Here is a 26,198-nt window from a genome sequence, read left to right as displayed (position 1 = left end):
GGCCGCCGCGAGCACCTCGCAGCAGCCATTTTCCGCATTACAGGTGCACCTTTCCTGCGGTAGTCAGCAAATGTCGGCGCGCCATCCATAGGTTCGACAGCGCGAACAGCGTCACCAGCTGAGCGGTGTTCTTGGCCAGGCCACGGAAGCGCACCTTCACGTAACCGAACTGGCGCTTGATCACTCGAAACGGGTGCTCGACCTTCGCTCGCACTTGTGCCTTGGCCTTCTCGATCTTGCGCTTGGCTTTGTACAGGGCGCTGCGTTTATCGAGCTTCTTGTAGGTGCTGCGGCGTGCTGCGACCTGCCAGATCACTTCGCGGCCAGCATGTTCGGGGCGCTTTTCGACGCCGGTGTAGCCGGCATCGGCGCAGACGACGTTCTCGTCACCGTGCAGCAGTTTTTCGACCTGGGTGATATCCGCCACGTTGGCTGCCGTGCCTACCACGCTGTGTACCAGCCCCGACTCATCATCCACGCCGATGTGCGCCTTCATGCCAAAGTAATACTGGTTCCCTTTCTTGCTCTGGTGCATTTCCGGGTCGCGCTTGCCGTCCTGGTTCTTGGTCGAGCTGGGCGCGTGGATCAGTGTGGCATCGACGATAGTGCCCTGGCGCAGCGACAGGCCGCGATCCCCCAGGTAGCCATTGATTACGCCGAGGATGCCGGCTGCCAGCTCATGTTTCTCCAGCAAGCGACGGAACTTGAGGATGGTGGTTTCGTCGGGAATACGCTCGAGGCTCAGCCCGGCGAACTGACGCAGGATGGTCGTCTCGTAGAGCGCTTCTTCCATGGCCGGGTCGCTGTAGCCGAACCAGTTCTGCATCAGATGGATACGTAACATGGCCATCAGCGGATAGGCTGGACGACCACCTTCACCCTTTGGGTAGTGTGGCTCGATCAGGGCAATCAATCCCTTCCACGGCACCACCTGATCCATCTCGATCAGGAACAATTCCTTACGGGTCTGCTTGCGCTTGCCGGCGTACTCGGCGTCGGCGAAGGTCATCTGCTTCATGGAAAAACTCGGCTGGCGGGATCGGCGTATTTCACCAGATTCAGGAAGTCTTTTTCAGACCTTCCTTAGATTTTCGACTGAAGTGAAGAGCCCCTGGAATCTCCAGCACGCACAGCATGGCCATCTTCAGCTCGAACAGGATAGTGCTGTTAAGGCTCTCATAGACCCCGAAATCGATGCGCGATTTGGCGCCCTGGATGTCCCTCGCAAGTGCGTGAGGCTCACCGTTGAAATCCCAGAGCATATCCTTTACGAGGCTCAATTTGCTGGCTGGGAGGTTCATCAGTGCTGCGAGCAGCTCAAGTGCGTTCACCCCATCGTTGGAGTGGGAGGTGACTGCGATGAGCTCGTTGCCCAAGTAGCCCAAGAACCGCTCGCGCACGGCTTTGATTTTGTAAATGAGGCTATCGAACCCGAGGATCACAGGGAGACCGTCTCAATCAGAGGGCTAGGGATGATGTGCTCTGCCAGACGACGAGCCTCATCCAGTTGCTCCGCTGTGAAGCCGTGGTCAGACGGCGTGAGGATACTTTCCAGTACCTCAAGGTTCTCGCGGATGACAGCGCCATAGGGTGTTTCTGCCACGTTGCTTGTGGACATAATCGAGGTGTAGTCCCACTGCATGGCAAAAAGGTCGGGCAGATTCGACACAGTGATGATGGAGTTGCTACAGGACAGGCACTTGTTGAGCAGCGAGCACTTACTGCCTTTTTTGTAGCTCGGCAGCCTTTTAATTTCATCAGGAGGGTTAAGCGCATCCTTGCAACTGACGAGGCCCGTCCGAATGATGATCGGCGATGAGGTTGCCGCAGGGGGAGTTGGCTTGACCTGCTGGCTATCGCGAATAATCGTGCCTTTGTGAATTTGGGTGAGCGCTTTGGTGTTGACCTCACGAGCTGTTTTGTTGAATTCGAGCTTGTCGAGATAGCTCTGGGTGGCTTGTATCGACTTGTGCCCAAGTATTACCTGGATTTCCCTGACCGATAGGCCTAGCGCTACGAGGTCGGCCACGAGGCTCGGGCGCAGTCGAGAAGCCGAGATATTCAGCGGCTGCCCGTCCTCAGTTTTGAGGTCGTGATCCATGGCTAACTGGTTCATCACATTGTTGATGACAGTTGAGTCCTCGAACGACTTCACCTTCCGGAATTCGGATTGCTTCTGCGACTCGTAGATGAACAGCCTCTCTTTGATTGGCCCTTCAGCGCGCTCGCGAATGTGGTGGGTCAGGTAGATGACCTCGTCGAAGATCTTCTTGATCTCAATGCTTTGTGCCCGTGAGTACCATGTCCAATCCGCGTGCATCATGTCGAGATGAAGAACCTTCCCCCCACCTGAGCGCACTTTCCAGTAACGCAGGTATGGGCGATGGGTCACCTCGTGGCGCTCGACGAAATCATCGATGTCCAAGCTTTTGAGAGAGTCCGCGTTCAACCCCGTCACCTGCGCAAGGCGTGTGATGTATGGCGCCAGCATCCTCGAGGTAACATGGTAAATAACACCCCAGCTGGCATACGTCTCAGCGATTCCTAGCCCGCCGATCTTCAGCAACCGCACAAAGGCTTGCTCATATTTGTCATCAGGATCAGCCGACCACCGGCTAATCATCCTGCCGTTGAGCTTGTTCTCAAATATCCAGCGAGCGTTCTCTAAGGTGGCCATACCTCTCACAAGGTATCCGTCCTCACCCAACGGATCACTGCCACCATGGAAGGGTACATAGTCCTTTGCTAGCTCGTTAGTCTGTAGCCGCTCCATGTCACAAGCTTGCTGGATCGCCGTTCGTGCGTACTTCGGGTATGGGCGATATTCATCCGTCTCTCGAGCGGTGTTGAATCCTTCCACATCAATAAATGATGTGAGGCCCATTCCGCGAATCTTCACTGCTCGCTTGAGCATCGAACGGACTGCCGACAAGACACCCTGTGAGTAGAGTGACGTAAGTATGTTGGCCTCCATTTGATCGGTGAGGTACTTCCTGAAACGCGTCAGGTAGTGTGCTGTAACGTACTCCCGAGGATCCTCATTTCCCGTGAAGCCAACCTCACTCAGATGCAGGGTCACCAGTCGGAAACCATCACTATAATTCTGCTGGCCGGATGCGGATTTCGACTTCAGCGACGCCGCAGCAAACATGTGCAGGAGCTTGCTGAAGGGCCTATTGGGATCCTCCACCAGGTCTTCGTACTTTGAGAGTCCGATGAGCCTGAGCTCAGCGAGCGCCTTAGTCAGGGAGTCCTTTGGCGCGGCCTGCTGTTTTTTAAGCTCGGCTTCGACCTCTCGTTCCTTACAGTTTTTGTAGTCTGCCTTGATGACGCCAAGCCGCGTGAGGTCAGTGAGGATGTCTTGGAAGGTCTGCTCAACGATGACGAATTTGGAGCGGGCCCACTTCAGGTTTTTCATCCCGTCGACCTGGAACAAGCTGGCCTTCGACGAGATGGTATTGCCGAATACTGGGACGTTTTGCTTCTCTGCCTCTGTCAGGCCTTCGTACCAGCAGAGAAGCTTCCGGCGCCACTCATTCGCGATTGAGGGCTGGTCGGGGATCACGATCTGCTCCTCGATCATCCGCTGGATGATCGAGTCGAGGATGTCTTCCCTCGCGTTGAAGGTGTTGCCGCTTGTCTCCAGTTCATCCTTGAGATACGTGTAGGCTGGGCTCAGCTTTCCTCTCTGCGAGAGCTGCACGTTCAGGAGGGATTGGCGACTGCTCTTGATCTGCGTGGCCCACGCCTCAATTGCCTCGGTGACTTCGGACTCTTTCCGCTTGGGACGCCTGGCTTGGTCGGAAGCCTCAGATTCGCTGCGAGATTGACCGTCTGCCTGATCCTCAGGCGGCTGATGAGTGGTGCTCATTCTAGGCTTGCTCCCGATCCAGGTGAACGCAGAAGGACGTGGTGATTCCTCCCGAGTGGTAACCAGAATGAATACCATGACGGTGCGTTGGTCAAGCCGTAGAAATGTATAAAAACCTTATGAATCAATGAGTTAAGAGTATGCTGCTGGCATACCCTTAACGCTAAGCGCTTGTCCTATCAGGCATTTTTCGTGGCTGAGATGGCGGAATGTGTCAAAAGCAATTCGCGAAATTTTTTTTATCTGAGGCAGGGCCGGAGGGGTTTACGAGGCGGATCATTTTTTATCTCCGGTCTTGATGCGAATGGTCGTCCTCTCGCGTAGAACGTGCATCTCTCCGCACTTGGTTTTGATGAGGGAATCTGGCGTGCAGAGCTTTTGGTAGATGTCATGAGGGATCTGCGCATACCCCTCAGTCGTGGTGGTATACGAGTGGCCATGCCCTATCGAAAGCATTCCCAGGCGCTGGAAATAATCCTCTCCAAGATCAGGGCTTGTGAGCAGAAGGTACGCAGAACCATGTCGGAACTTGTGTGCTGAGATCTTTCGCGTGATCTTGCGTGACTTTCGCGCCCGCTTGGAGAGGCGCTCAAACAGCTTTTCAACGCTCTTAGTGGTGTAAGGCTTCCCATGTGAGTTGAAGAAAGCAGGCGTCTCTTTCGGGTCTCTGATGCGCTGGCTATAGCGGTGGTACAGCGGCGTCTTGTGGTAGTTCTCGATGCGTTCCAGTGTCGTCCTGCTGACGAGCGTTATCCTTGGGACTATTTGATTTTTTTTGCCCTTGCTGCCTTGGACATGCAAGGGGCTGTAGTCCGCATTCACCGGTATGTTGCACTCAGCGGAAACGTACTGGAGCTTCTGGTACTCAAGCGCATCGCGAATGTGCTGAAGCGTTATGCGGGGAACCTCAGACTCTCGAATGCCCGAGTCGTAAATCAGCTGCAGCATGCACCTCTCACGTTCTGATTTTGTATGCAGGATCATCTGTTCAAGCTCAAGCATGCTGCATGGCTGAACGATTGCTTTGATATTCGCCTTACCTGTTCGAATCGGCCCGTGCTCATAAGGATTGTCAGTCCGGAGCGGAGGCTTACCATTCAGGCTGATGCACAGATGGTGGCTGAAGAAATGGTTGTAGGCGGCATCTCGGCCTTGCACCGTTTTGGGAGCAAGGCCCGCACCATCCAGGCGACCCAAGTACACCTCTAGGCTACCTAACCCGATACTCAGCAGGAGATCGTCTCGGCGGGAGTTCTCGTACTCGGGTTTGGTCTTCTGGTCTTGAAGTAGGTACGAAATACGCCTGGCATAGGACAGAACGGTTTTGTCTGCCTTTGAGACGTTCCGGTAGTTCCGGCACAGATAGGAGGACACCAGAGGGAGGAGCTGTTCATCGTCATCAATCAGCCCGCACCCAGTTACCTTCACGGATGGTTCACTGCCTTCTGGCTGAGCTAGGAACTGTTCTCGGTATTTGCCATTGGCAAGGATGGAATTGCTTAGGTCAAGATCTCTGTCTCGCACCGCAATCACTTTCATATTCTGAGGCCCTGCACATCGACTCAGGAAGGTCGGTGGGAAGTATGGCTCATGGCTCAGATTCTGGAGGGGGTGAAGCTAAGGGCTATCGGATTGTGCAGTTCAGTGTAGGGGGGTAGAAATCACTGCCTCGGCGGCGTGGTCGGTGCCGATCACCAGGCCTGCGCGGGCACCGGCGATGGTGTACTGGGCGACCATGCGGGTGCGTGCCTTGACGTTGCCGACCACGAAGTCCACCAGCGTCGGCGAGCCGTTCTTCAACTCCACCACTTCAGCCGCAAGCGCCCGTACTGCCGGGGCGATATCCACGGTGTGCACTTCGTCGGCCTTGATCACTTCCAGGCACGCCTGGGCGTCATGCTCGTCATGCTGGACCTGGTACGGCAGGCGTACGGCGATGAAGGTGTAGGCCTTGTCACCGGTTTCGGCGCGCAGCTCGTTGATGGCGCGCTGAGCGAGCAGGGCGGCGGTCAGTGAGTCGACGCCGCCGCTGATGCCCAGCACCAGGGTCTTGAGCCGGGCGTTGGCCAGGCAATCCTTGATGAACGCCACGCGCCGGGCGACTTCGGCCTCGAGCGCGGCGGCGTCGGCGAACGGCGGCTGTACCTTCAGCGCCTGGGCAATCTCTTGCTGAACCGCTTGCATGGGTTACTCCTTGCTGGGGACTTTGAATACATGGCGCATGTAGGCGACGAAGTTCTCGTCGCGGCATTGGGTCTTGGCGGCTTCGTCCGAGATCTTGGCTACCGGTGCGCCGTTGCAGTCGGTCATTTTAAGCACGATGCTCATCGGGGCCACACCCGGGATGTCACAAGTCAGGTTGGTGCCGATGCCAAAGCTGACGTTGATGCGACCGCGCAGGGCTCGGAAGATTTCCAGCGAGCGGGTCAGGTTGAGACCGTCGGAAAACACCAGGGTCTTGGTCATCGGGTCGATACCCAGTTTCTGGTAATGGGCAATGGCTTTTTCCGCCCAGGCCACCGGTTCGCCCGAGTCGTGGCGCAGGCCGTCGAACAGCTTGGCGAAGTACAGGTCGAAATCGCCAAGGAAGGCATCCATGGTGATGCAGTCGGTCAGGGCGATACCGAGCAGGCCGCGGTACTCGCGCACCCAGCAGTCCAGCGCGGCGATCTGGCTGTCGATCAGTCGCGGGCCGAGTTGCTGGTGGGCCATGATCCATTCATGAGCCATGGTACCCAGCGGCTTGATATCCAGTTTCCATGCCAGGTCGACGTTGCTGGTACCGACGAAGCGGCCCGGGAAATCGTCGCGCAGCACGCGCACCACTTCTTCCTGCACGCGGCTGGAAAAGCGCCGGCGGGTGCCGAAGTCGGCCACCTGCAGTTCGGCCAGTTCATCTTCGTTGGCATGCGCGCGCAGCCAGTCGAACTTGCGGTATAGCTGGTCGCGGGCCTCGGCCAGGCGCATGCGCGGGTGCAGGTGGCGGTTGCGCACTTCGCTGATGATCGCCAGCAGCGGCACTTCGAACAGGATCACATGCAGCCATGGACCTTTCAGGCGCAGGAACAGCTGGTCGTTTTCTATCCCCAGGCGTACGTAGCGCAGGTTGAAGCGGAACAGGCGCAGAAAGCGCAGGAAATCTGGTTTGAGAAAGCTGATGCGTTCGAGAAAGGCCAGCTGGCCATCATCCAGGGTGAGGTCGCTGAGCAGTTCTAGCTGGTTGCGGATCTCGCCGAGGTATGGGCGCAGGTCCTCGCCGTTGCGACAGCGGAATTCCCATTCGACGTCGGCATCCGGGTAGTTGTGCAGCACGCCCTGCATCATGGTGAGTTTGTAGAAGTCGGTGTCGAGCAGGTTGTGCACGATGCGCTCGGCGAATGCGCTCTCGCTCATCAATGGGGCTCCGGAAGCGGCGAATGGCGGACATTGTGCCAGCCTTTTTGGCCTTGTTGTGCCTGTTACGGCCTTATCGACGGCAAGCCAGCGCCCACAAGTAACCCACAGGGCCGGAATTTGCAGTGTTCCTGTAGGAGCTGGCTTGCCGGCGATAGGGCCGGAACTGCCAAAACAGAGGTGTTTTTTCGTGCACCAGCTAGCCTTGAAACGGTGCCGCCTGTAGCAGTCGCGCACCAGCTGTGTGCAGTTCGGTGACGTCCGCTGTTACAGGGTGGTTGCACGTAAACACTTGCCAGGGTTGCAATGATGGCACTCGACGGTTGCTCCTTGTCTGTACGTCTGGTGGCGCCTGCCGCGTGGCAGACGGTTGCACGCTCAATAAAGAAAAGGCCGTCGGTCGCCTGCAGGCAACCTGCGCAGTGTGTTTTGCCGGAAGACAAAACCTATGGCACGGCCCTTGCTCTGAGCACAGGGCTGAGAAGTTGTAGTGCCAACCAAAAAAACTCTAGGAGCACCACCTCATGTCGCAGACGTTTTACAAGAAAGGTTTCCTGGCTCTGGCCGTAGCTACGGCACTGGGTGTTTCTTCGTATGTTCAGGCCGACGTCAAGATCGGTGTAGCGGGCCCGATGACCGGGGCTAACGCAGCGTTTGGCGAGCAGTACATGAAAGGTGCGCAGGCAGCGGCCGACAAGATCAACGCCGCCGGTGGCGTGAATGGCGAGAAAATCGTGCTGGTCAAGGGCGATGACGCCTGCGAGCCGAAACAGGCCGTGGCCGTGGCCAACCGCCTGGTCGATCAGGACAAGGTGATTGGCGTGGTAGGCCACTTCTGTTCTTCCAACACCATCCCGGCCTCCGAGGTGTATGACGAGGCTGGCGTCATCGCCATCACCCCGGGCTCCACCAACCCACAGGTTACCGAGCGCGGTCTGGGCGCCATGTTCCGCATGTGCGGCCGTGACGACCAACAGGGCATCGTCGCCGGCGATTACATCGTCGACGTGCTCAAGGGCAAGAAAGTCGCGGTGCTGCACGACAAGGACACCTACGGCCAAGGCCTGGCCGACGCGACCAAGGCACAGCTGGAAAAACGCGGCGTCAAGCCGGTGCTGTACGAAGGCCTGACCCGCGGCGAGAAGGACTTCAGTGCCGTGGTCACCAAGATCCGTTCCACCGGTGCCGACGTTGTCTACTTCGGCGGCCTGCACCCGGAAGCCGGCCCGCTGGTACGCCAGTTGCGCGAGCAGGGCCTGAAGGACGTCAAGTTCATGTCCGATGACGGCATCGTCACCGACGAACTGGTGTCCACCGCTGGCGGCGCGCAATACGTCGATGGCGTGTACATGACCTTCGGCGCCGACCCGCGCCTGCTCCCGGACAGCAAGGCGGTAGTGGAGGAGTTCCGCAAGGCCGGTACCGAACCTGAAGGCTACACCCTGTACGCCTATGCCTCGCTGCAGGCCCTGGCTGCCGCGTTCAACGGCGCCAAGTCGAACAAGGGCGAGGACGCTGCCAAGTGGCTCAAGGCCAACCCGGTGCAGACCGTCATGGGCGAGAAAAAGTGGGACTCGAAGGGTGACCTGACCGTGTCCGACTACGTGGTCTACCAGTGGGATGCCCAAGGCAAGTACCACCAGCTGGAAAAACAAAAATAACAACGGCCCACGGCCCGGGCGCGTCAGCCCCCGGGCCAAAGCCCCGCGGTACCTGTCTTTATCCGTAGATCTGCACAGTACTGCGCTGCGAGGGCCGCCTGTTCCAGGCCCGCCGTGGTCGGCGCTCGTGCAATCTCAATCAGGTGAGATTGCGTTATGGATGGTATTTTCCTGCAGCAACTGGTCAACGGCCTGACCCTCGGGTCGGTCTATGGCCTGATCGCCATCGGCTACACAATGGTCTATGGCATCATCGGCATGATCAACTTCGCGCACGGCGAGGTGTACATGATTTCCGCGTACCTCGCGGCGATCAGCCTGGCATTGCTGGCTTATTTCGGTATCGAGTCGTTCCCCCTGTTGATGCTGGGCACCCTGTTGTTCACCATCGTCGTCACCGGCGTGTACGGCTTCACCATCGAACGCATCGCCTACAAACCCCTGCGCAACTCCACCCGCCTGGCACCACTGATCAGTGCCATCGGCATCTCGCTGATCCTGCAGAACTACGCGCAGATCAGCCAGGGCGCCCGCCAGCAAGGCGTGCCAACCCTGCTGGAAGGCGCCTGGCGTGTCGAAGTGGGCACCGGCTTCGTGCAACTTACCTACACCAAGATCTTCATCCTGGTGGCAGCCTTCGTTGGCATGGGCCTGCTCACCTATGTGATCAAGTACACCAAGCTCGGCCGCATGTGCCGTGCCACCCAGCAAGACCGCAAGATGGCCTCGATCCTGGGCATCAACACCGACCGGGTGATTTCCTACGTGTTCGTCATCGGTGCGGTTATGGCTGCCCTGGCCGGCGTGCTGATCACCATGAACTACGGCACCTTCGACTTCTACGCCGGCTTCATCATCGGCATCAAGGCGTTTACCGCCGCGGTGCTCGGCGGTATCGGCTCGCTGCCAGGCGCCATGCTCGGCGGGATCATCCTGGGCATTTCCGAGTCGCTGTTCTCCGGCCTGATCAACTCCGACTACAAGGACGTGTTCAGCTTCTCGCTGCTAGTGATGATCCTTATCTTCCGCCCACAAGGCCTGCTGGGTCGCCCGCTCGTGGCTAAGGTGTGAACATGTCCATTGCCAAAACTGCCTCTGTTCCTGAAACCAAAAGTTTCGATATCAAACGCAGCCTGCTGGAGACCATCGTCGCCGGCCTGCTGGCACTCATCGTGTTCGGTCCTGTCGTTGGCGTGGTGCTCGACGGCTACACCTTCAACGCCGAGCCGCGGCGTGTGGCCTGGCTGGTTGGCGGGGTGATGCTGGGGCGCTTCCTGCTCAGCCTGTACCTGCAGACGGCCGCCGGCTCGCGCATGCTCCAGGGCTTCGAAAGCGGTGGCTCGGGAGTGCATGTGCGCGCGCCGAACTACGTATCGCGGCTGCGCTATATCATCCCGGCGCTGGTGGTGATCGCCATTGTCTTCCCGATCTTCGCCAACAAGTACCTGCTGACCGTCGTCATCCTCGGCCTGATCTACGTGCTGCTGGGCCTGGGGCTGAACATCGTGGTCGGCCTGGCCGGCCTGCTCGACCTGGGCTATGTGGCGTTTTATGCCATCGGCGCATATGGCCTGGCGCTGGGTTATCAGTACCTTGGCCTGGGCTTCTGGAGCGTGCTGCCACTGGCGGCCATAGCTGCGGCGCTGGCGGGGTGCATACTCGGTTTCCCGGTGTTGCGGATGCACGGCGACTACCTGGCGATCGTGACTCTGGGCTTCGGCGAGATCATCCGCCTGGTGCTGAACAACTGGTTGTCGTTCACCGGCGGCCCCAACGGCATGCCGGCACCGGCGCCGACCTTCTTCGGCCTGGAGTTCGGCCGTAGGGCCAAGGACGGTGGGGTACCGATCCACGAGTTCTTCGGCTTCGATTACAACGCCAACCTCAAGTTCGTGTTCATCTACGCGGTGCTGTTTATCGTCGTGCTTGCAGTGCTCTACATCAAGCATCGCCTGACCCGCATGCCGGTCGGCCGTGCCTGGGAAGCGCTACGCGAAGACGAGATCGCCTGCCGCTCGATGGGCCTGAACCACGTACTGGTCAAGCTCTCGGCGTTTACCCTGGGGGCTTCCACCGCAGGTTTGGCCGGGGTGTTCTTTGCCACCTACCAGGGCTTCGTCAACCCGTCGTCGTTCACCTTCTTCGAGTCGGCGCTGATCCTGGCCATCGTCGTGCTCGGTGGTATGGGCTCGACCGTAGGCGTGGTGATCGCCGCCTTCGTGCTGACCGTGGCACCCGAGCTGCTGCGCAGCTTCTCCGAATACCGCGTGCTGCTGTTCGGTGTGTTGATGGTGCTGATGATGATCTGGCGACCGCGTGGGCTGATCCGCATCAGCCGTACCGGTGTGACCCCGCGTAAAGGAGTGGCGCCATGAGCGACGATATCATTCTCTCGGTCGACAACCTGATGATGCAGTTTGGCGGCATCAAGGCGCTCAGCGATGTCAGCCTGAAGGTCCGGCGCAACCAGATCTTCGCCCTGATCGGCCCCAACGGTGCGGGCAAGACCACCGTGTTCAACTGCCTGACCGGGTTTTACAAGGCCAGTGGCGGGCGCATCGAGCTGAACGTGCGCGGTAGCCACACCAACGTCATCCAGCTGCTCGGCGAGCGCTTCCAGGCGGCAGACTTCGTCTCCCCGGCGCGCTTCGCCAACCGCATGTACTACAAGATGTTCGGCGGTACCCACCTGGTCAACCGCGCCGGCCTGGCACGCACCTTCCAGAACATTCGCCTGTTCAAGGAAATGTCGGTGGTGGAGAACCTGCTGGTGGCGCAGCACATGTGGGTCAACCGCAACCTGCTGGCCGGGGTACTCAACACCAAGGCCTACCGCAAGGCCGAGAGCGACGCGCTGGACCACGCGTTCTACTGGCTGGAAGTGGTCGACCTGGTCGATTGCGCCAACCGCCTGGCTGGCGAGTTGTCGTACGGCCAGCAGCGCCGCCTGGAAATCGCCCGGGCCATGTGCACGCGGCCGAAGATCATCTGCCTGGACGAACCGGCGGCTGGCCTGAACCCACAGGAAACCGAGGCCCTCAGCCGCATGATCCGCGTGCTGCGCGACGAGCACGACATTACCGTGGTGCTGATCGAACACGACATGGGCATGGTCATGAGCATTTCCGATCATATCGTGGTGCTCGACCACGGCAACGTGATTGCCGAAGGCGCGCCGCAGGATATCCGCCACAACCCGACGGTGATCGCCGCCTACCTGGGTGCAGATGAAGAGGAACTGGTATGAGTGCACCCATTCTGGAATTGAAGGACCTGGACGTGTTCTACGGCCCTATCCAGGCGCTGAAGAAAGTCTCGATGCACATCAATGAAGGTGAGACGGTCAGCCTGATCGGCGCCAACGGCGCTGGCAAGTCGACCCTGCTGATGTCGATCTTCGGCCAGCCGCGGGCGGCGTCGGGGCATATCGTGTACCGCGGCACCGACATCACTCGCAAGTCGTCGCATTACATTGCCTCCAACGGCATCGCCCAGTCGCCGGAAGGGCGCCGGGTGTTCCCCGACATGACGGTCGAGGAGAACCTGATGATGGGTACCATCCCCATCGGTGACAAGCATGCCGACGAAGACATGCAGCGCATGTACGAGCTGTTCCCGCGCTTGAAAGAGCGGCGTAACCAGAGGGCCATGACCATGTCTGGTGGCGAGCAGCAGATGCTGGCAATTGCCCGCGCGCTGATGAGCCGGCCAAAGTTGTTGCTGCTGGACGAGCCATCGCTGGGGCTGGCGCCGATCGTGGTCAAACAGATCTTCTCGACCTTACGTGAATTGGCCAAGACTGGGATGACCATCTTCCTGGTGGAGCAGAACGCCAACCATGCGCTGAAACTGTCGGACCGGGCTTATGTGATGGTCAACGGGCAGATTCGCATGAGCGGGACGGGTCAGGAGCTGTTGGTCAACGAAGAAGTGCGCAACGCCTATCTCGGCGGGCATTGAGTTGCATTCGGGGGCCGCTTTGCGGCCCATCGCGACACAAGGCCGCTCCTACAGGCAATCTGCGATTCCATGTGGTATCGCGGCCCCTTGTAGGAGCGGCCTTGTGTTGCGATGGGCTGCAAAGCAGCCCGATTCCAAATGTGGACAACTTGTAGCGGGCCTGCCTCCATACACTCCAGCATCCCTTCGCAAGCCCTTGTTTCCACAGGCCCGATCTTTTCCACGGTTAATGTGGAACCGCCTGTGGAAAACATGGTGGCATCTCGCTCAAACCCTTTGATACCAAGCCCTGCAGAGTCATGATCGTTTTTTGATCAATTGCACCTTGTGGATTATTTTCCAAGGTTTTTCAAAGCCCTGCATTCATTCCAGGCGTTGCGAAAAGCCTGTGGATAACCCTGTGAAAAAGCCTTGGACAGACCGCTGCAGACGGCATGCTTGAAAGCCTTGCGCCATCACCGAAAAGATATCCACCGACCATAAGTCGCTGAAAGGGTTCCGTACCGTGGACAAGTTGCCCCCAATCCGTGGGGAAAGCCTTGTGGATAACGTGCGCATAGCTGGTGCCGAGCCGTCTGCTGTAAGGGTTTGCCACATATGATCAAAAAATGAACAGTATCCCGGGCGGGTTGCTGCAAGCACGCGGCGCGGGCATGCTGCAAGACTGCCGATGACAATCCACCGTGAGGAACAGAGCATGACGTCCACCGTATTCATCACTGGCGCGACTTCCGGTTTTGGTGAGGCCACTGCCCGCCGTTTTGCCGAAGCTGGTTGGAAGCTGGTGCTCACTGGCCGCCGCAAGGAGCGCCTGGACGCCCTGTGCGCCGAATTGTCGGCCAAGACCGAAGTACACGGCCTGGTACTCGACGTGCGTGACCGCAAAGCCATGGAGCAGGCCATCGCCAACTTGCCGGCTGGCTTCGACAAGTTGCGCGGCCTGGTCAACAACGCAGGCTTGGCGCTAGGGGTGGACGCGGCGCAGAACTGCAGCCTGGACGACTGGGAAACCATGGTCGACACCAACATCAAGGGCCTGATGTACACCACCCGCTTGCTGCTGCCACGGCTGATCGCCCATGGCCGTGGGGCGTCGATCCTCAACGTAGGTTCAGTGGCGGGCAACTACCCGTACCCAGGCAGCAACGTGTATGGCGGCACCAAGGCCTTCGTCGGCCAGTTCTCGTTGAGCCTGCGCTGCGACCTGCGGGGTACGGGCGTGCGCGTGAGCAATATCGAGCCGGGCCTGTGCGAGAGCGAGTTCTCGCTGGTGCGCTTTGGCGGTGACCAGGCCAAATACGACGCCACCTACGCCGGTGCCGAGCCGATCCAGCCGCAGGACATTGCCGAGACCATCTTCTGGATCCTCAACCAGCCGGCGCATATCAATATCAACAGCCTCGAGCTGATGCCGGTGAGCCAGGACTGGGCAGGGTTCTCGATCGACCGGTCGGCCAAGGCCTGATCAAAAGGCGGGGCCGCTTTGCGGCCCATTCGCAGCACAAGGCTGCTCCTACAGGATTGGCACTGGTTTCAGGTGCGCCGCTTTCCCTGTAGGAGCAGCCTTGTGCTGCGAAAGCGTCAGCCCAGGCGCTGCAACCCTTCCAGGCAAGTCGCCAAGTGGTAGGGAGTAGTCGAAGGCATATCATGCCGGCTGACACTGCCTTGCCCATCCCGGCACTCATACCAGCCCGCCTCACGCAGGAACCGCGTTTCCAGAGCCTGCAACTGCCCGGCAAGCTTGCTCTCGCCCCCTGTCCGCAACACCAGCGCCCGCAGGTATTCCGCCTGTGCCCAGATCCGCTGGGTGGCGTCGAGCACCCGGCCATCCACATCCAGCATCGCCAGCACAGCGGCATCCTTCACCCCGTATTGCTCGGCGTAGCCGAAAGCCCGGTCGATGGACGCATGCAGCGGCGTATCTCGCAGCAGTGGCGAGGTATGCAGGAGGTAGAACCACTCGAACTGGTGCCCCGGCTCGAACCAGTTATCCACAGTGCCGCGTGGCTTTTCCAGCATCAGGCCGTGGGCGGGGTCGATGAAGTGTTCCTGCAGCGCGTCGCACAGGTGCAGCAACGACTGCTGGGCATGCTTGTCGTCACGCACCGCCAGCACCTGCAGGAAGGCTTCGGCCAGGTGCATCTGCGGGTTTTGCAGCGGGCCGCTGCCAAGGTCTGCCCAGTCTTCAGCGAGGCTGGCTTCGTACAGGCCGTCGTCGCGGGCGAACTGCTGGTCGATGATGTCCAGCGCGGCGTTCAGCGTGGACTCCACCAGGTTTTCACGCACCTTGCCCCAGTAGTGCGCACAGGCGAAGACGATGAACGCGTGGGTGTAGAGGTCCTTGCGTCGGTCCAGCGGTTTGCCCTGGGCGTCGATGCTATAGAACCAGCCGCCGTGTTCGGCGTCGTGGAAGTGCTTCTGCAGCGAGCGGAACAAGGCGGCCGCACGCTCGGCTGCACCCGGTTGCCCGATGCGGCTGCTGAACAGGTAAAGCTGCCTTGCGCAGGCCATGGCCCGGTAGCGCTGCACCGGCAATGGCTGGTGCTGGGCATCCAGTGCCTCGTAAGGCAGGGCCATGTCGGCGTTCCAGCCCGGGCCTTGCCACAACGGCACGATGCGTTCGGCGAAGTGCTGGTTGAAGCGGGCCAGTTCGGGCAGGGTGGGGCGGGGGTCGGACATTTCGGCGCTCGTCGCTGTCGGGCAGGGCGCCATGGTAGCAGAACTGGGTTGTGGGTAGCCTGTGCCAGCCTCTTCGCGGGCACAGGCTACCGATCAGCCCGGGTTGCCAAGCCCCTGCCAATGCCGCGCCCCTACGAAGATGAAGCGCAACTGCTGGGTGATCTTTTCCTGGGGCGTCAACGCCTGTGGATAACCCGCTTCGGGGCTGTCGATAAGCTCTGGCAGGGTGGCGAACACGGTTTTCACCACCAGGTCGGCCATCACCGCCAGCGCGGCGCTGTCCAGGTGCTGCCAGCGCTTCATCCGCGCCAGGTCGGTGGCCAGGTCGTCGCTGATGTCCTGGCGCAAGCGGGCAATGGCCTGGCGTACGGCCTGTGAACCGCCGTACTGCTCACGGGCGAGGAACAGGAACTGCGCACGGTGGGCGGCGACCACATCGAGAAAGATGCGCACCGAGGCGTCGGTGATGCCGCCCAGTTCGAATTCGTTCTGGCGCACCAGGCGGATGGTCTGGCGGAAGGTAGTGTCGACCTCGGCAACCAGGGCCAGGCCCAGGGCGTCCATGTCGGAAAAATGCCGGTAGAAGCCGGTGGGTACGATGCCGGCCGTCTTTGCCACTTCGCGCAGGCTGATACTGCCGAAACCACGGCCACTCTCCATGAGCTGGCAGGCAGCATCGAGTAGGGCCTGGCGGGTCTGTAGCTTCTGTTCGGCGCGCGGCAGCATGGTGCGGGTTTCTATGGCGGTAAGGCAGGGCACTCTAGTGAAAAAAACAAAGCCCGGTCAATGGACCGGGCCTGGAGGGGAGCTGGCGTTGTGACATAGATTGTTCTTTTCGGTCATGGCGATCAGCTCACACGGCTGATTTCAACCAGGCGATCGGAACCACCCTCGGCAACACGGCCAGTACGTTCGATCAGGCGATCGGAACCACCCTCGGCAACGCGGCCAGTACGTTCGATCAGGCGATCGGAACCACCCTCGGCAACGCGGCCAGTACGTTCGATCAGGCGATCGGAGCCACCCTCGGCAACGCGGCCAGTACGTTCGATCAGGCGATCGGAGCCACCCTCGGCAACGCGGCCAGTACGTTCGATCAGGCGATCGGAGCCACCTTCGGCAACGCGGCCAGTACGTTCGATCAGGCGATCGGAGCCACCCTCGGCAACGCGGCCAGTACGTTCAATCAGGCGATCGGAGCCACCCTCGGCAACGCGGCCACTACGTTCGATCAGGCGATCGGAGCCACCTTCGGCAACGCGGGCACTACGTTCGATCAGGCGATCAGCACCACCTTCAGCAACGGTCTTCAGCGGCTGGGCGATTTCAGCAGCGCTGGAGCGTGATTCGGCGGTCAGGTGTTGCTCGTCGGCTGGCAGGGCAAAAGCGTTGGCAGCCAGGATGGACAGGGTCAGGGTCAGCAGATGGCGTTTCATGATTTCGGTGCTCCTCTCGGGGGCTGGAAAGTGGGTACGGAGCCAATGCTACGCCGCGTAACGCCAGAGAGAAGTTCATACGGGTAATGGTAACAATCGACCGTATTGATAGAGATTTGAAACTGCTCTAGAAAGCACTTTACAGGCCGTTAGATGGCAATTTGATGGTGCTTTTTGCAGGTAACACGCACGGTCTGGCGCGACGATTTGCTGAGCAAAAGGCCAGGAAAAACTTCGCTATCATGGCGCCATCGATAAAACCCCACGGGTTTTCATCAGTCCGAGATATTGAGTGCCACCGCTGCACCTGTTCTGTGCCATACCGCAAGGAGAATCACGCAATGACGCGTCCCGCCAGAATCCTCGTCTGGACCTTCACCAGCCTGCTGACCCTGCTGGCGATCCTGGTGGTGGTGATTGCCACCTTCGACTGGAACCGCGTCAAGCCCCTGCTCAACGAGAAAGTCTCCGAGGCCCTGCAGCGGCCCTTCGCGATCAATGGCAACCTTGCCGTGGACTGGCGCACCGAACCAGAAGAGGGGGGCTGGCGTGCCTGGGTGCCCTGGCCGCACTTCATTGCCGAAGACCTGACCCTGGGCAACCCCGAGTGGCTCAAGGAACCGAAGATGGTCGGCCTGGAGCGCGTGGCGTTCCGCCTGGCGCCGCTGCCGCTGCTGTTCCAGCAGATCAGCATCCCGCGCATCGACCTGACCAAGCCCACAGCCAGCCTCACCCGCCTGGCCGATGGCCGCGCCAACTGGGCCTTCGACTTCGGCCCCAAGGATGAAAACGCAGAGCCTTCCAAATGGCAGCTGGACATTGGCGCCATCGGCTTCGACCAGGGCAATGTCAGCTTCGATGACCAAACCCTGAAAACCAGCATGAAGGTGCAGATCGACCCGCTGGGCAAGCCTGTCCCGTTCAGCGACATCGTCGGCAAGGCCAGCGCCGAGAAGGCCGGTGCCGCGCAGGACTACGCCTTCGGGCTCAAGGCCCAGGGCCGTTACAAAGGCCAGCCGGTCTCCGGTACCGGCAAGATCGGCGGCCTGCTGGCCCTGCAGGACGCCAGCCAGCCGTTCCCGCTGCAGGCTGACGTGCGCATCGCCGACACCCATGTGGTGCTCGCCGGCACCCTGACCGACCCGCGCAACCTAGGTGCCCTCGACCTGCGCCTGCGCCTGTCCGGGGCCAGCCTGGGCAACCTCTACCCGCTGACCGGCGTAACCTTGCCCGACACCCCGGCCTACTCCACCGACGGCCACCTCAGCGCCAACCTGCACGCGGCGCAAGGGGCGACCTTCAACTACCAGGGCTTCAACGGCAAGATCGGTGACAGCGATATCCACGGCGACCTGGCCTTCGTTGCCAGCCAGCCACGGCCCAAGCTGTCCGGCAACCTGGTGTCCAACCAGTTGCTGTTCAAGGACCTGGCGCCGCTGATCGGCGCCGACTCCAACGCCGAGCAGAAGGCCCGTGGGGGTGCCAGCAAACAGCCGGCGGGCAAGGTGCTGCCGGTGGAAGAGTTCCGCACCGAGCGCTGGCGCACGATGGACGCCGACGTCACCTTCGCCGGCAAGCGCATCGTGCACAGCGCGCAACTGCCGTTCAACGACCTGTCGGCCCACGTGATCCTGGAGGACGGCCTGCTGCGCCTGGAGCCCCTGCGTTTTGGCGTGGCTGGCGGCAACCTGGCTTCCAGAATCCGCCTGGATGGGCGCAACGTACCGTTGCAGGGGCGTGCCCGGCTGACGGCGCGGGGCTTCAAGCTCAAGCAGTTGTTCCCCTCCTTTGCGCCGATGCAGACCAGCTTCGGTGAGTTGAATGGCGATGCCGATATCACTGGCCGGGGCAACTCGGTGGCCGCCTTGCTGGGCACGGCCAATGGCGACCTGCGCATGCTGATCAACGATGGTGCCATCAGCCGCAGCCTGATGGAGATTGCCGGGTTGAACGTGGGCAACTATGTGGTCGGCAAGCTGTTTGGCGATGAGGATGTGAAGATCAACTGCGCGGCGGCTGACGTGGGTATCAAGGATGGCCTGGCGACCACGCGCCTGTTCATCTTCGATACCGAGAACGCGATCATCTACATCAACGGCACGGCCAATTTCGCCACGGAGCAGCTGGACCTGAAAATTACCCCCGAATCGAAAGGGTTGCGGCTGTTCTCGCTGCGTTCGCCGCTGTATGTGCGCGGGCCGTTCGCCAAGCCCAGTGCCGGGGTGCAGGCGGTGCCGCTGGCATTGCGCGGAGCGGGAATGGTGGCGTTGGGCGTGGTTGCCGGGCCGGCGGCGGGGTTGCTGGCGCTGATTGCGCCTAGCAGCGGGGATGATCCCAACCAGTGCACGCCGCTGTTGCAGCAGATGAAGGCGGGCAAGGCGCCGGCGGTGGTGAAAGAGCGGAAATAGCAGGGGGCCGCTTCGCGGCCCATCGCGACACAAGGGCGCTCCTACAGGGAATCGCGCAAATCTGCCGAGACGTGATCCCTCTGTAGGAGCGGCCTTGTGTCGCGATGGGGCGCAAAGCGCCCCCAGCAATTACAAGCCTTGCAACAGGTCGGACATATCGTCCGCGTGCTCTTCTTCCTGCGCGAGGATGTCTTCAAAAATCCGCCGCGTAGTCGGGTCTTTATCCCCAATGTACCGAATGATCTCGCGATAGCTATCGATGGCGATCCGCTCCGCCACCAGGTCTTCCAGCACCATCTCTTTCAATGAAGTGCCCGCCACATATTGGGCATGGGACCGCTTGCTCAGGTTGTCCGGGTTGAAATCCGGCTCTCCACCTAACTGCACGATCCGTTCGGCAAGCTTGTCGGCGTGCTCGGCTTCCTGATTGGCATGCTCGAGGAATTCATCGGCAGCCACGCTGGCCTTGATGCCGCTGGCCATGAAGTAGTGACGCTTGTAGCGCAGCACGCAGACCAGTTCGGTGGCCAGTGAATCATTGAGCAGGCGCAGGATCTGTTGGCGATCAGCATCGTAACCCTCGGTCACCGCGCCTTGCTCGACATGCTGACGGGCACGTTCGCGCAGGGTTTGTACATCGGTCAGTTCATTCGCATTCATGTTCATCTCCTGGAACATCAGGGTGGTCATGGATATGGCCTGGAAGGCTTAGGCGCCGTGGACGGCGTCGCTGTCTTCTTCGCGTTGTTTGCAAGTCTTGAAGCCCTTGGCGTCGACATGGCCGGTGGCGTCGAAGCGCACGTAGTAGGGCTGCTGGTGGCCATCGTGGTTGAGGATGTAGTCGTTGCAGGTGCCGCCATGGGGGAGGTCGATGACGTTGGACGGACTGCCGCCGATGGCGATGACTTTCTGCATGGTCATGCCTTTTTCCACCTGCTTGACCAGCGGTTCGTCGCGGTAGGTGACGTAGTCCACCGGGTTTTCCGGGCGGCTGCCGCAGGCGACGAGGGTGGCGCTTGCCAGAAGGATTGCCAGGGTCTGCTTGTACATGGTCCCGCTCCTTGCAAAGGGTCTGTGTGGTTTGGAACCGCAGCGCGCGCCGGGAGTTCGATTGCGATGGTCATCAAGGCCGCTGTAGTGTTGGCCGGTCGTCCACGGAAAGGGGCTGGGGCAATGCAGCAGGAATTGGCCACGCGATACCCGTTGGTGCTGGTGCCGGGCATGCTCGGTTTTGTCCGGGTAGTGCTCTACCCCTACTGGTTCGGCATCGTGCCGGCCCTGCGCCAGGGCGGGGCGCAGGTGTTCCCGGTGCAGGTTTCGCCACTGCATTCCAGCGAGGTGCGCGGCGAGCAGTTGCTGGCCATCATCGAAGACATCTGCCTGCGCACCGGAGCGGAAAAGGTCAACCTCATCGGCCACAGCCAGGGCGCCCTGAGCGCGCGCTACGCGGCTGCCAGGCGGCCTGGGCGGGTGGCTTCGGTCACTTCGGTGGCGGGGCCCAACCATGGCTCGGAATTGGCCGACTACCTGGAACGCACGGCACCGGGCGATTCCCCGCAGGGGCGCATCCTGAAGGCCGTGCTGCATGGCTTGGCCGTGCTGCTGGTGTGGCTGGAAACCGGCTGGCGCCGTGACCCGTTGCCGGTGGATGTACACGCCTCGCACCAGTCACTGACCAGTGCAGGTGTGGCGCTGTTCAACCAGGCTTATCCACAGGGGTTGCCAGACACCTGGGGCGGGGAGGGGGCCTATGAGGTCGATGGCGTGCGTTATTACTCCTGGTCCGGCACCTTGCAGCCCGGCCTGACCGACCAGCGGCGCAACCGTTTCGACGGCAGCAGCCACTTCTGCCGCCTGTTCGCGCGCAGCTTTGTCAAGGAAAAGGGCTATTGCGACGGAATGGTCGGGCGCTTCAGTTCGCACCTGGGGCAGGTGATCGGCGACGATTACCCGCTCGACCACCTGGATATCGTCAACCAGTCGCTTGGTGCGGTGGGCAAGGGTGCCGAACCGGTGCGGCTGTTCACCGAACATGCCGCCCGGCTCAAGGCGGCAGGGCTCTAGCGACGGATCGGTGTGGTCCAGCGCTCGGCCAGCACCACGCCCGCCAGGGTCAGCAGGCCGCCGACCAGGTGATAGCGGGCCAGCTGCTCGTCGAGCACCACGGCGGCGATCAGTGCCGTGACCAGCGGCAGCAGGTTGAAGAACAGCGTGGTGCGGCTGGGCCCCAGGCGGTGCACGGCTTGCATCCACACCAGGGGCGCGATCATCGAGGCCAGCACGCAGGCGTACAGCACCAGGCCGACGTTGCGGCTGTTCAGGCCAGTCTTGTCCGACAGCAGGAACAGCGGCAGCAACACGACGATGGCTACCAGCACCTGCAGGTACAGCAGCTGCATCGGCGGCAGGCGCAGCTGCCATTTCTTCAGCAGGAAGCTGTATAGCGCATAGGCCAGTGTAGCCACGAGCATCAGCAGGTCGCCGCTGTTCAGGCCTTGTTGCAGCAGGCTGGCGGGGTGGCCGGCGCTGACCACTTCAAGCACGCCGAAAAATGACACCAGCGCGCCCAGCAGGGCACCGTAGCTCAGGCGCTGGCCCAGCCAGGCGATGGACAATGCCAGTGACATCAGTGGCATCAGCGAAAGGATGATGCCCATGTTGGTGGCGCTGGTGATGCCGGCGGCAAAGTAGGCCAGGCTCTGGTACAGCGCCATGCCCAGCACGCCCAGCACGAAAACCTTGCCCAGGTGCGGGCGAATGGCCGCGCGATTGCGCCACACGGCGGGCAGCAGGAACGGGGTGAACAACAGCGCGGCCAGCAGCCAGCGGTAGAAGCCGATCTCGGCGGGGTAGATGGCGCCGGCGGACATCTTGGTGACCACGGTGTTGCCGGCCCATATCAGGATGGCGGTCAGGGGGAACAGGTAGTTCATGTAGCAGGTTACTCGTTTTGGACTGATTGGGGCTGCTTTGCAGCCCATCGCGACATACAGGTATCGCACAGGCCCGGAAGGCAACGCGGGTCCCTGTAGGAGCGGCCTTGTGTCGCGATGGCCTGCGCAGCAGGCCCCGATGGCAGCCATTATCAACTGTCTGTCCACAAGCCTATACTCCTATCCAGACAACCCACCCCGCAAAGCAGACAGCATGCCGCGCAAATACCTCGATATTCCCCAGTTCACCCGGCTCCCGGCCCCGGTGTACTTCCGCCACGACGAGTTCGGTGCCGACACCCGCAGCGCCCTGCATCGCCACGCCTGGGGCCAGCTCAACTACACCGCCCACGGCGTGATGCACCTGGAGGTAGCTGGCCAGAACTTCCTGTCGCCGCCGCAATACGCCGTGTGGGTACCGCCCGACACCGAACATGGTTGCTACAACCCGCAGGCTATCGTCTACCGTTCGGTCTACCTGGACCGCAGCCTGTGCGCCGCACTGCCGCAGCAACCGTGCAGCCTGATGATCAGCGACATCCTCAAGGCCATCCTCGCCGACTTCGCCCGGCGCGACCTGCGGGTGGCCGAGGGCGAGCGCGACCAGCGCCTGGCGCAGGTGCTGCTCGACCAACTGATGCTGGCGCCCACCCAGGCCTGCTACCTGCCGTTTGCCCACAGCGAGGGCTTGCGCCAGGTGCTCGATGCCCTTGGTGCCGAGCCGGGCGACAACCGCCCGCTGGGCGAATGGGCCGCCCAGATTCATGTCAGCGAACGTACTTTGGCCCGGCAGTTCCTGCGCGAGCTGGGCATCAGTTTTGGTGAATGGCGGCTGCGCCTGCGCTTTTTGCGCGCCATCGAGGCGCTTGAAGCCGGCCAGCCGATCCAGGCCATCGCCTTCGACCTCGGCTACAGCAGCGCCTCGGCGTTCATCGCCATGTTCCAGCGCCAGGCCCAGTGCACGCCCGAGCAATACCGTCGCCAGGCACGGGCAGGGCGTTGAGAATTCTTGGCTACACTCAGCTCGACCCCCGTGCATCGGGCGCGGAGCCAAGGAGATACTCCATGAAAGTGCTGCAAATCCCCTTACTGGTATTGGCGGTGTTGTTCAGCGCACAAGGCTTCGCCGCCAATACCGCGCAGCAGGAAAAGATGAAAACCTGCAACGCCGACGCCACCGCCAAGGCCCTCAAGGGCGATGAGCGCAAAGCCTTCATGAGCACCTGCCTGAAGAAGGATGTGCCACAAACCCAGCAAGAGAAGATGAAAACCTGCAACGCCGACGCCACCACCAAGGCCCTCAAGGGTGACGAACGCAAAGCGTTCATGAGCGACTGCCTGAAGAAGAAATGACCTGCGCCTATGCCTGCAGACGTAAGGCTGGCAGACTGCGGGTCTTTCCCGTTGTCTGCCGTTGAGGCTGTATGACCTTCACCCCCCGCCAGGTCACCCTGGCCAGCTGGATCATCGTATTTGCCGGCCTGTTGCTGGCGTTGCCCCTGAAATTGCTGCCAAGCCTGCTGGCCGGCCTGCTGGTGTTCGAGCTGGTCAACATGCTCACGCCGCGGCTGCAGCCGCTGCTCGCCGGGCAGCGCGCCCGCTGGCTGGCTGTGGCGCTACTCGGCACGCTGGTGGTCAGCACCCTGACCCTGCTGTTTGCCGGTGCCTTCAGCTTTTTGCTGCATGAGGCGGAAAACCCCGGGGCCTCGCTGGACAAGTTCATGGCCCTGGTGGAGCGCGCCCGTAGCCAGCTGCCGCCGTTCATCGAAGGCTACCTGCCGGCCAGTGCGGCGGAGTTCAAGGTGGCCATCGGTGACTGGATCAAGAGCCACCTGAGCGACCTGCAGCTGGTGGGCAAGGGTATGGCGCACATGTTCGTCACCTTGTTGATCGGCATGATCCTCGGTGCCATAGTCGCCTTGCAGCGCATCCCCGACATATCCCGGCGCAAGCCGCTGGCAGCGGCGCTGTTCGAGCGCCTGAGCCTGCTGGTGAAGGCGTTTCGCAACATCGTCTTCGCGCAGATCAAGATTTCGCTGCTCAACACTACGTTCACGGGCATCTTCCTGGCCGTGGTGCTGCCGATGTTCGACGTGCACCTGCCGCTGACCAAGACGCTGATCGTGCTGACCTTCCTGCTGGGCCTGCTGCCGGTGATCGGCAACCTGATGTCGAATACCCTGATCACTATCGTCGGCCTGTCGCTGTCGATCTGGGTGGCGGCGGCGGCGCTGGGTTACCTGATCGTCATCCACAAGGTCGAGTACTTCCTCAACGCGCGGATCGTGGGCGGGCAGATCAGTGCCAAGTCTTGGGAACTGCTGCTGGCGATGCTGGTGTTCGAGGCGGCATTCGGGCTGCCGGGGGTGGTGGCGGGGCCGATCTACTATGCCTACCTGAAGAGTGAGCTGAAGCGGGCCGAACTGGTCTGATCTTCACCAGCCTGTACCGGCCTCTTCGCGGGCTTGCCCGCTCCCACAGGTACTGCACAGGCCTTGGGTACTGTGCGGTCCCTGTGGGAGCGGGCAAGCCCGCGAAGAGGCCGGCACAGGCTGAAGAGCCTGGCTCAGGCTACGCCGTAGCGCTTGCGCGCCTCGATGGCCAACCCGCTACCAATGCTGCCAAAGATGTTGCCTTCCACATGCCGCGCATTCGGCAGCATCGCCGACACGCTGTTGCGCAGCGCCGGAATCCCGCTGGAACCGCCGGTGAAGAACACCGTATCGACCTGGGTCTCGCTCACTCCAGCCTTGGCCAGCAGTTCGCTCACGCTACCACGCACCCGCTCCAGCAACCCTTCGATAGCCCCCTCGAACAGCGCTCGGGACAGGTCCACGCCCAGATCGCGCTCGATGCGGCCTAGGTCGACGTGGCGGCTCTGCTGCTCGGTCAGCTCGATCTTGCTGGCCTCCACTTCCATCGCCAGCCAGTGCCCGGCACGCTCTTCGATCAGCTTGAACAGGCGGTCGATGCCCAGCGTGTCCTCGATGTCATAGCGCATGCTGCCCAGCGCCAGCTGCGACTTCTGCGAGTACAGGGCGTTGATGGTGTGCCAGGTGGCGAGGTTGAGGTGATAGCTGGTCGGCATCAGCGCGCCGCTCTTCATGCGGCTGCCGTAGCCGAACAGCGGCATCACGCCCTGCAGGCTCAGCTGCTTGTCGAAGTCGGTACCGCCAATGTGCACACCGCCGGTGGCGAGGATGTCGCTCTGGCGCTCGGCCACCAGGTGGCGCTCGGGCGACAGGCGGATCAGGGTGAAGTCCGAGGTACCACCGCCGATGTCGACGATCAGCACCAGCTCTTCGCGGCTGATGCTCGACTCGTAGTCGAAGGCCGCGGCAATCGGCTCGTACTGGAACGACACATCCTTGAAGCCGATCTTGCGCGCCACTTCGGCCAGGGTGTCCTCGGCCTCCTGGTCGGCGGCCGGGTCTTCGTCGACGAAGAACACCGGGCGGCCCAGCACCACCTGCTCGAACTCCCGCCCAGCAGCGGCCTCTGCGCGTTTTTTCAGCTCGCCGATGAACATGCCCAGCAGGTCCTTGAACGGCAGGGCGCTGCCCAACACGCTGGTATCGTGCTTGATCAGCTTGGAGCCCAGCAGGCTTTTCAGCGAACGCATCAGGCGGCCTTCGTAGCCTTCCAGGTACTCGTGCAGTGCCAGGCGGCCATATACCGGGCGACGCTCCTCGATGTTGAAGAACACCACCGAGGGCAACGTGATCTTGCCGTCTTCCAGGGCAATCAGCGACTCGGCGCCTGGGCGGTGCCAGCCGACCGTGGAGTTGGAGGTGCCAAAGTCGATGCCCAGGGCGCGGGCCGGGGATACGTCAGACATGGGGAATGAGCTTCCGGAG

23 protein-coding genes and 1 pseudogene are annotated in these 26,198 nt (G+C 61.1%); 11 read left to right on the top strand and 13 right to left on the bottom strand.

The window, feature by feature from the left end:
• Positions 1–37: 37 nt before the first annotated feature.
• The 6 genes and pseudogenes from ACK56M_RS26140 to pncB form a co-directional block, all read right to left on the bottom strand.
• Positions 38–1,018 (bottom strand): IS5-like element ISPpu18 family transposase, encoded by a 981-nt coding sequence (locus ACK56M_RS26140; RefSeq protein WP_058178368.1) that lies wholly within the window; start codon positions 1,016–1,018, stop codon positions 38–40.
• A gap of 40 nt (positions 1,019–1,058) precedes the next feature.
• Positions 1,059–1,442, bottom strand: a complete 384-nt coding sequence (locus tag ACK56M_RS26135; RefSeq protein WP_411959140.1) for a hypothetical protein — start codon at positions 1,440–1,442, stop codon at positions 1,059–1,061.
• The gene (locus ACK56M_RS26130) at positions 1,439–3,871 is read right to left on the bottom strand and encodes a site-specific integrase (RefSeq protein WP_061202538.1); all 2,433 of its coding nucleotides are present in this window, start codon (positions 3,869–3,871) and stop codon (positions 1,439–1,441) included. Before ACK56M_RS26130 ends, ACK56M_RS26135 begins: the two co-directional genes overlap by 4 nt.
• A 276-nt stretch (positions 3,872–4,147) precedes the next feature.
• A complete protein-coding gene (locus tag ACK56M_RS26125) occupies positions 4,148–5,410 on the bottom strand; it encodes a tyrosine-type recombinase/integrase (RefSeq protein ID WP_054572213.1) in 1,263 nt (420 codons plus the stop codon).
• 120 nt (positions 5,411–5,530) lie between these two features.
• Positions 5,531–6,055: pseudogene (nadE, locus tag ACK56M_RS26120) on the bottom strand (NAD(+) synthase); the annotation flags it as partial.
• A gap of 3 nt (positions 6,056–6,058) precedes the next feature.
• Positions 6,059–7,264: a nicotinate phosphoribosyltransferase gene (pncB, locus tag ACK56M_RS26115; RefSeq protein WP_015271989.1), complete on the bottom strand. Its 1,206-nt coding sequence runs from the start codon at positions 7,262–7,264 to the stop codon at positions 6,059–6,061.
• A gap of 524 nt (positions 7,265–7,788) precedes the next feature.
• On the opposite strand from pncB, the gene ACK56M_RS26110 reads away from it, so the two are divergent.
• From ACK56M_RS26110 to ACK56M_RS26085, 6 genes are all read left to right on the top strand, one after another.
• Entirely contained in the window at positions 7,789–8,925 is a 1,137-nt protein-coding gene (locus ACK56M_RS26110) for a branched-chain amino acid ABC transporter substrate-binding protein (protein WP_015271988.1), read from the top strand.
• Between the two features lie 156 nt (positions 8,926–9,081).
• Positions 9,082–9,996, top strand: a complete 915-nt coding sequence (locus ACK56M_RS26105; RefSeq protein WP_013974411.1) for an ABC transporter permease subunit — start codon at positions 9,082–9,084, stop codon at positions 9,994–9,996.
• Positions 9,997–9,998: 2 nt separating this feature from the next.
• Entirely contained in the window at positions 9,999–11,300 is a 1,302-nt protein-coding gene (livM, locus tag ACK56M_RS26100; RefSeq protein ID WP_015271987.1) for a high-affinity branched-chain amino acid ABC transporter permease LivM, read from the top strand.
• On the top strand, positions 11,297–12,172 hold the full coding sequence (locus tag ACK56M_RS26095) for an ATP-binding cassette domain-containing protein (protein WP_010955466.1): 876 nt from the start codon (positions 11,297–11,299) through the stop codon (positions 12,170–12,172). Before livM ends, ACK56M_RS26095 begins: the two co-directional genes overlap by 4 nt.
• Complete coding sequence (locus ACK56M_RS26090) at positions 12,169–12,885, top strand: ABC transporter ATP-binding protein (RefSeq protein WP_015271986.1); 717 nt, start codon at positions 12,169–12,171, stop codon at positions 12,883–12,885. The genes ACK56M_RS26095 and ACK56M_RS26090 overlap by 4 nt, the downstream gene beginning before the upstream one ends.
• A gap of 697 nt (positions 12,886–13,582) precedes the next feature.
• Positions 13,583–14,350, top strand: a complete 768-nt coding sequence (locus tag ACK56M_RS26085; protein ID WP_003259040.1) for an SDR family oxidoreductase — start codon at positions 13,583–13,585, stop codon at positions 14,348–14,350.
• Between the two features lie 116 nt (positions 14,351–14,466).
• Here ACK56M_RS26085 and ACK56M_RS26080 read toward each other — a convergent pair whose 3' ends face one another.
• From ACK56M_RS26080 to ACK56M_RS26070, 3 genes are all read right to left on the bottom strand, one after another.
• Positions 14,467–15,564 carry an AGE family epimerase/isomerase gene (locus tag ACK56M_RS26080; RefSeq protein ID WP_015271985.1) on the bottom strand — a complete coding sequence of 366 codons (1,098 nt, stop codon included), beginning with the start codon at positions 15,562–15,564 and terminating at the stop codon, positions 14,467–14,469.
• Positions 15,565–15,657: 93 nt separating this feature from the next.
• A complete protein-coding gene (gene fabR / locus ACK56M_RS26075) occupies positions 15,658–16,290 on the bottom strand; it encodes an HTH-type transcriptional repressor FabR (protein WP_015271984.1) in 633 nt (210 codons plus the stop codon).
• A gap of 122 nt (positions 16,291–16,412) precedes the next feature.
• Positions 16,413–17,000, bottom strand: coding sequence for a phage infection protein (locus tag ACK56M_RS26070; protein ID WP_102059422.1), 588 nt, complete (start codon positions 16,998–17,000; stop codon positions 16,413–16,415).
• Positions 17,001–17,341: 341 nt separating this feature from the next.
• Between ACK56M_RS26070 and ACK56M_RS26065 the strand changes: the two genes are divergently transcribed.
• Positions 17,342–19,408 (top strand): AsmA family protein, encoded by a 2,067-nt coding sequence (locus ACK56M_RS26065; RefSeq protein WP_085704298.1) that lies wholly within the window; start codon positions 17,342–17,344, stop codon positions 19,406–19,408.
• 129 nt (positions 19,409–19,537) lie between these two features.
• Here ACK56M_RS26065 and ACK56M_RS26060 read toward each other — a convergent pair whose 3' ends face one another.
• The gene (locus ACK56M_RS26060) at positions 19,538–20,068 is read right to left on the bottom strand and encodes a ferritin-like domain-containing protein (protein ID WP_015271981.1); all 531 of its coding nucleotides are present in this window, start codon (positions 20,066–20,068) and stop codon (positions 19,538–19,540) included.
• Between the two features lie 48 nt (positions 20,069–20,116).
• Complete coding sequence (gene osmE / locus ACK56M_RS26055; RefSeq protein ID WP_003258245.1) at positions 20,117–20,458, bottom strand: osmotically-inducible lipoprotein OsmE; 342 nt, start codon at positions 20,456–20,458, stop codon at positions 20,117–20,119.
• A 123-nt stretch (positions 20,459–20,581) separates the two neighbouring features.
• Between osmE and ACK56M_RS26050 the strand changes: the two genes are divergently transcribed.
• Positions 20,582–21,472 carry an esterase/lipase family protein gene (locus ACK56M_RS26050; protein ID WP_015271979.1) on the top strand — a complete coding sequence of 297 codons (891 nt, stop codon included), beginning with the start codon at positions 20,582–20,584 and terminating at the stop codon, positions 21,470–21,472.
• Here ACK56M_RS26050 and ACK56M_RS26045 read toward each other — a convergent pair.
• Positions 21,469–22,341 carry a DMT family transporter gene (locus ACK56M_RS26045; protein WP_015271978.1) on the bottom strand — a complete coding sequence of 291 codons (873 nt, stop codon included), beginning with the start codon at positions 22,339–22,341 and terminating at the stop codon, positions 21,469–21,471. The two genes, ACK56M_RS26050 and ACK56M_RS26045, sit on opposite strands and share 4 nt — an antisense overlap.
• A gap of 214 nt (positions 22,342–22,555) precedes the next feature.
• Between ACK56M_RS26045 and ACK56M_RS26040 the strand changes: the two genes are divergently transcribed.
• The 3 genes from ACK56M_RS26040 (at position 22,556) to ACK56M_RS26030 (ending at position 24,773) form a co-directional block, all read left to right on the top strand.
• On the top strand, positions 22,556–23,344 hold the full coding sequence (locus ACK56M_RS26040) for an AraC family transcriptional regulator (protein WP_100413366.1): 789 nt from the start codon (positions 22,556–22,558) through the stop codon (positions 23,342–23,344).
• Positions 23,345–23,406: 62 nt separating this feature from the next.
• On the top strand, positions 23,407–23,694 hold the full coding sequence (locus ACK56M_RS26035) for a PsiF family protein (RefSeq protein ID WP_003258250.1): 288 nt from the start codon (positions 23,407–23,409) through the stop codon (positions 23,692–23,694).
• Positions 23,695–23,765: 71 nt separating this feature from the next.
• Positions 23,766–24,773 carry an AI-2E family transporter gene (locus ACK56M_RS26030; protein ID WP_015271976.1) on the top strand — a complete coding sequence of 336 codons (1,008 nt, stop codon included), beginning with the start codon at positions 23,766–23,768 and terminating at the stop codon, positions 24,771–24,773.
• Between the two features lie 134 nt (positions 24,774–24,907).
• Here the strand turns inward: ACK56M_RS26030 and ACK56M_RS26025 are convergent, their stop codons facing one another.
• Positions 24,908–26,179, bottom strand: a complete 1,272-nt coding sequence (locus ACK56M_RS26025; RefSeq protein WP_013974398.1) for an Hsp70 family protein — start codon at positions 26,177–26,179, stop codon at positions 24,908–24,910.
• Positions 26,180–26,198: the final 19 nt, after the last annotated feature.

The sequence above is a fragment of the Pseudomonas sp. s4 genome (genome assembly GCF_046764235.1).
Classification (GTDB): Bacteria; Pseudomonadota; Gammaproteobacteria; order Pseudomonadales; family Pseudomonadaceae; genus Aquipseudomonas; species Aquipseudomonas asiatica.
This window is presented reverse-complemented; position numbering and strand designations above follow the sequence as displayed.

Excerpts from the sequence above, each read along its gene's own strand:
- ACK56M_RS26085 (WP_003259040.1), top strand. The coding sequence starts at position 13,583 with ATGACGTCCACCGTATTCATCACTGGCGCGACTTCCGGTTTTGGTGAG.
- ACK56M_RS26140 (WP_058178368.1), bottom strand. The coding sequence starts at position 1,018 with ATGAAGCAGATGACCTTCGCCGACGCCGAGTACGCCGGCAAGCGCAAG.
- ACK56M_RS26090 (WP_015271986.1), top strand. The coding sequence starts at position 12,169 with ATGAGTGCACCCATTCTGGAATTGAAGGACCTGGACGTGTTCTACGGC.
- ACK56M_RS26125 (WP_054572213.1), bottom strand. The coding sequence starts at position 5,410 with ATGAAAGTGATTGCGGTGCGAGACAGAGATCTTGACCTAAGCAATTCC.
- ACK56M_RS26105 (WP_013974411.1), top strand. The coding sequence starts at position 9,082 with ATGGATGGTATTTTCCTGCAGCAACTGGTCAACGGCCTGACCCTCGGG.
- ACK56M_RS26095 (WP_010955466.1), top strand. The coding sequence starts at position 11,297 with ATGAGCGACGATATCATTCTCTCGGTCGACAACCTGATGATGCAGTTT.
- pncB (WP_015271989.1), bottom strand. The coding sequence starts at position 7,264 with ATGAGCGAGAGCGCATTCGCCGAGCGCATCGTGCACAACCTGCTCGAC.
- livM (WP_015271987.1), top strand. The coding sequence starts at position 9,999 with ATGTCCATTGCCAAAACTGCCTCTGTTCCTGAAACCAAAAGTTTCGAT.
- ACK56M_RS26065 (WP_085704298.1), top strand. The coding sequence starts at position 17,342 with ATGACGCGTCCCGCCAGAATCCTCGTCTGGACCTTCACCAGCCTGCTG.
- ACK56M_RS26060 (WP_015271981.1), bottom strand. The coding sequence starts at position 20,068 with ATGAATGCGAATGAACTGACCGATGTACAAACCCTGCGCGAACGTGCC.
- ACK56M_RS26030 (WP_015271976.1), top strand. The coding sequence starts at position 23,766 with ATGACCTTCACCCCCCGCCAGGTCACCCTGGCCAGCTGGATCATCGTA.
- ACK56M_RS26050 (WP_015271979.1), top strand. The coding sequence starts at position 20,582 with ATGCAGCAGGAATTGGCCACGCGATACCCGTTGGTGCTGGTGCCGGGC.
- ACK56M_RS26035 (WP_003258250.1), top strand. The coding sequence starts at position 23,407 with ATGAAAGTGCTGCAAATCCCCTTACTGGTATTGGCGGTGTTGTTCAGC.
- ACK56M_RS26040 (WP_100413366.1), top strand. The coding sequence starts at position 22,556 with ATGCCGCGCAAATACCTCGATATTCCCCAGTTCACCCGGCTCCCGGCC.
- ACK56M_RS26070 (WP_102059422.1), bottom strand. The coding sequence starts at position 17,000 with ATGAAACGCCATCTGCTGACCCTGACCCTGTCCATCCTGGCTGCCAAC.
- ACK56M_RS26025 (WP_013974398.1), bottom strand. The coding sequence starts at position 26,179 with ATGTCTGACGTATCCCCGGCCCGCGCCCTGGGCATCGACTTTGGCACC.
- ACK56M_RS26130 (WP_061202538.1), bottom strand. The coding sequence starts at position 3,871 with ATGAGCACCACTCATCAGCCGCCTGAGGATCAGGCAGACGGTCAATCT.
- ACK56M_RS26110 (WP_015271988.1), top strand. The coding sequence starts at position 7,789 with ATGTCGCAGACGTTTTACAAGAAAGGTTTCCTGGCTCTGGCCGTAGCT.
- osmE (WP_003258245.1), bottom strand. The coding sequence starts at position 20,458 with ATGTACAAGCAGACCCTGGCAATCCTTCTGGCAAGCGCCACCCTCGTC.
- ACK56M_RS26080 (WP_015271985.1), bottom strand. The coding sequence starts at position 15,564 with ATGTCCGACCCCCGCCCCACCCTGCCCGAACTGGCCCGCTTCAACCAG.
- ACK56M_RS26045 (WP_015271978.1), bottom strand. The coding sequence starts at position 22,341 with ATGAACTACCTGTTCCCCCTGACCGCCATCCTGATATGGGCCGGCAAC.
- fabR (WP_015271984.1), bottom strand. The coding sequence starts at position 16,290 with ATGCTGCCGCGCGCCGAACAGAAGCTACAGACCCGCCAGGCCCTACTC.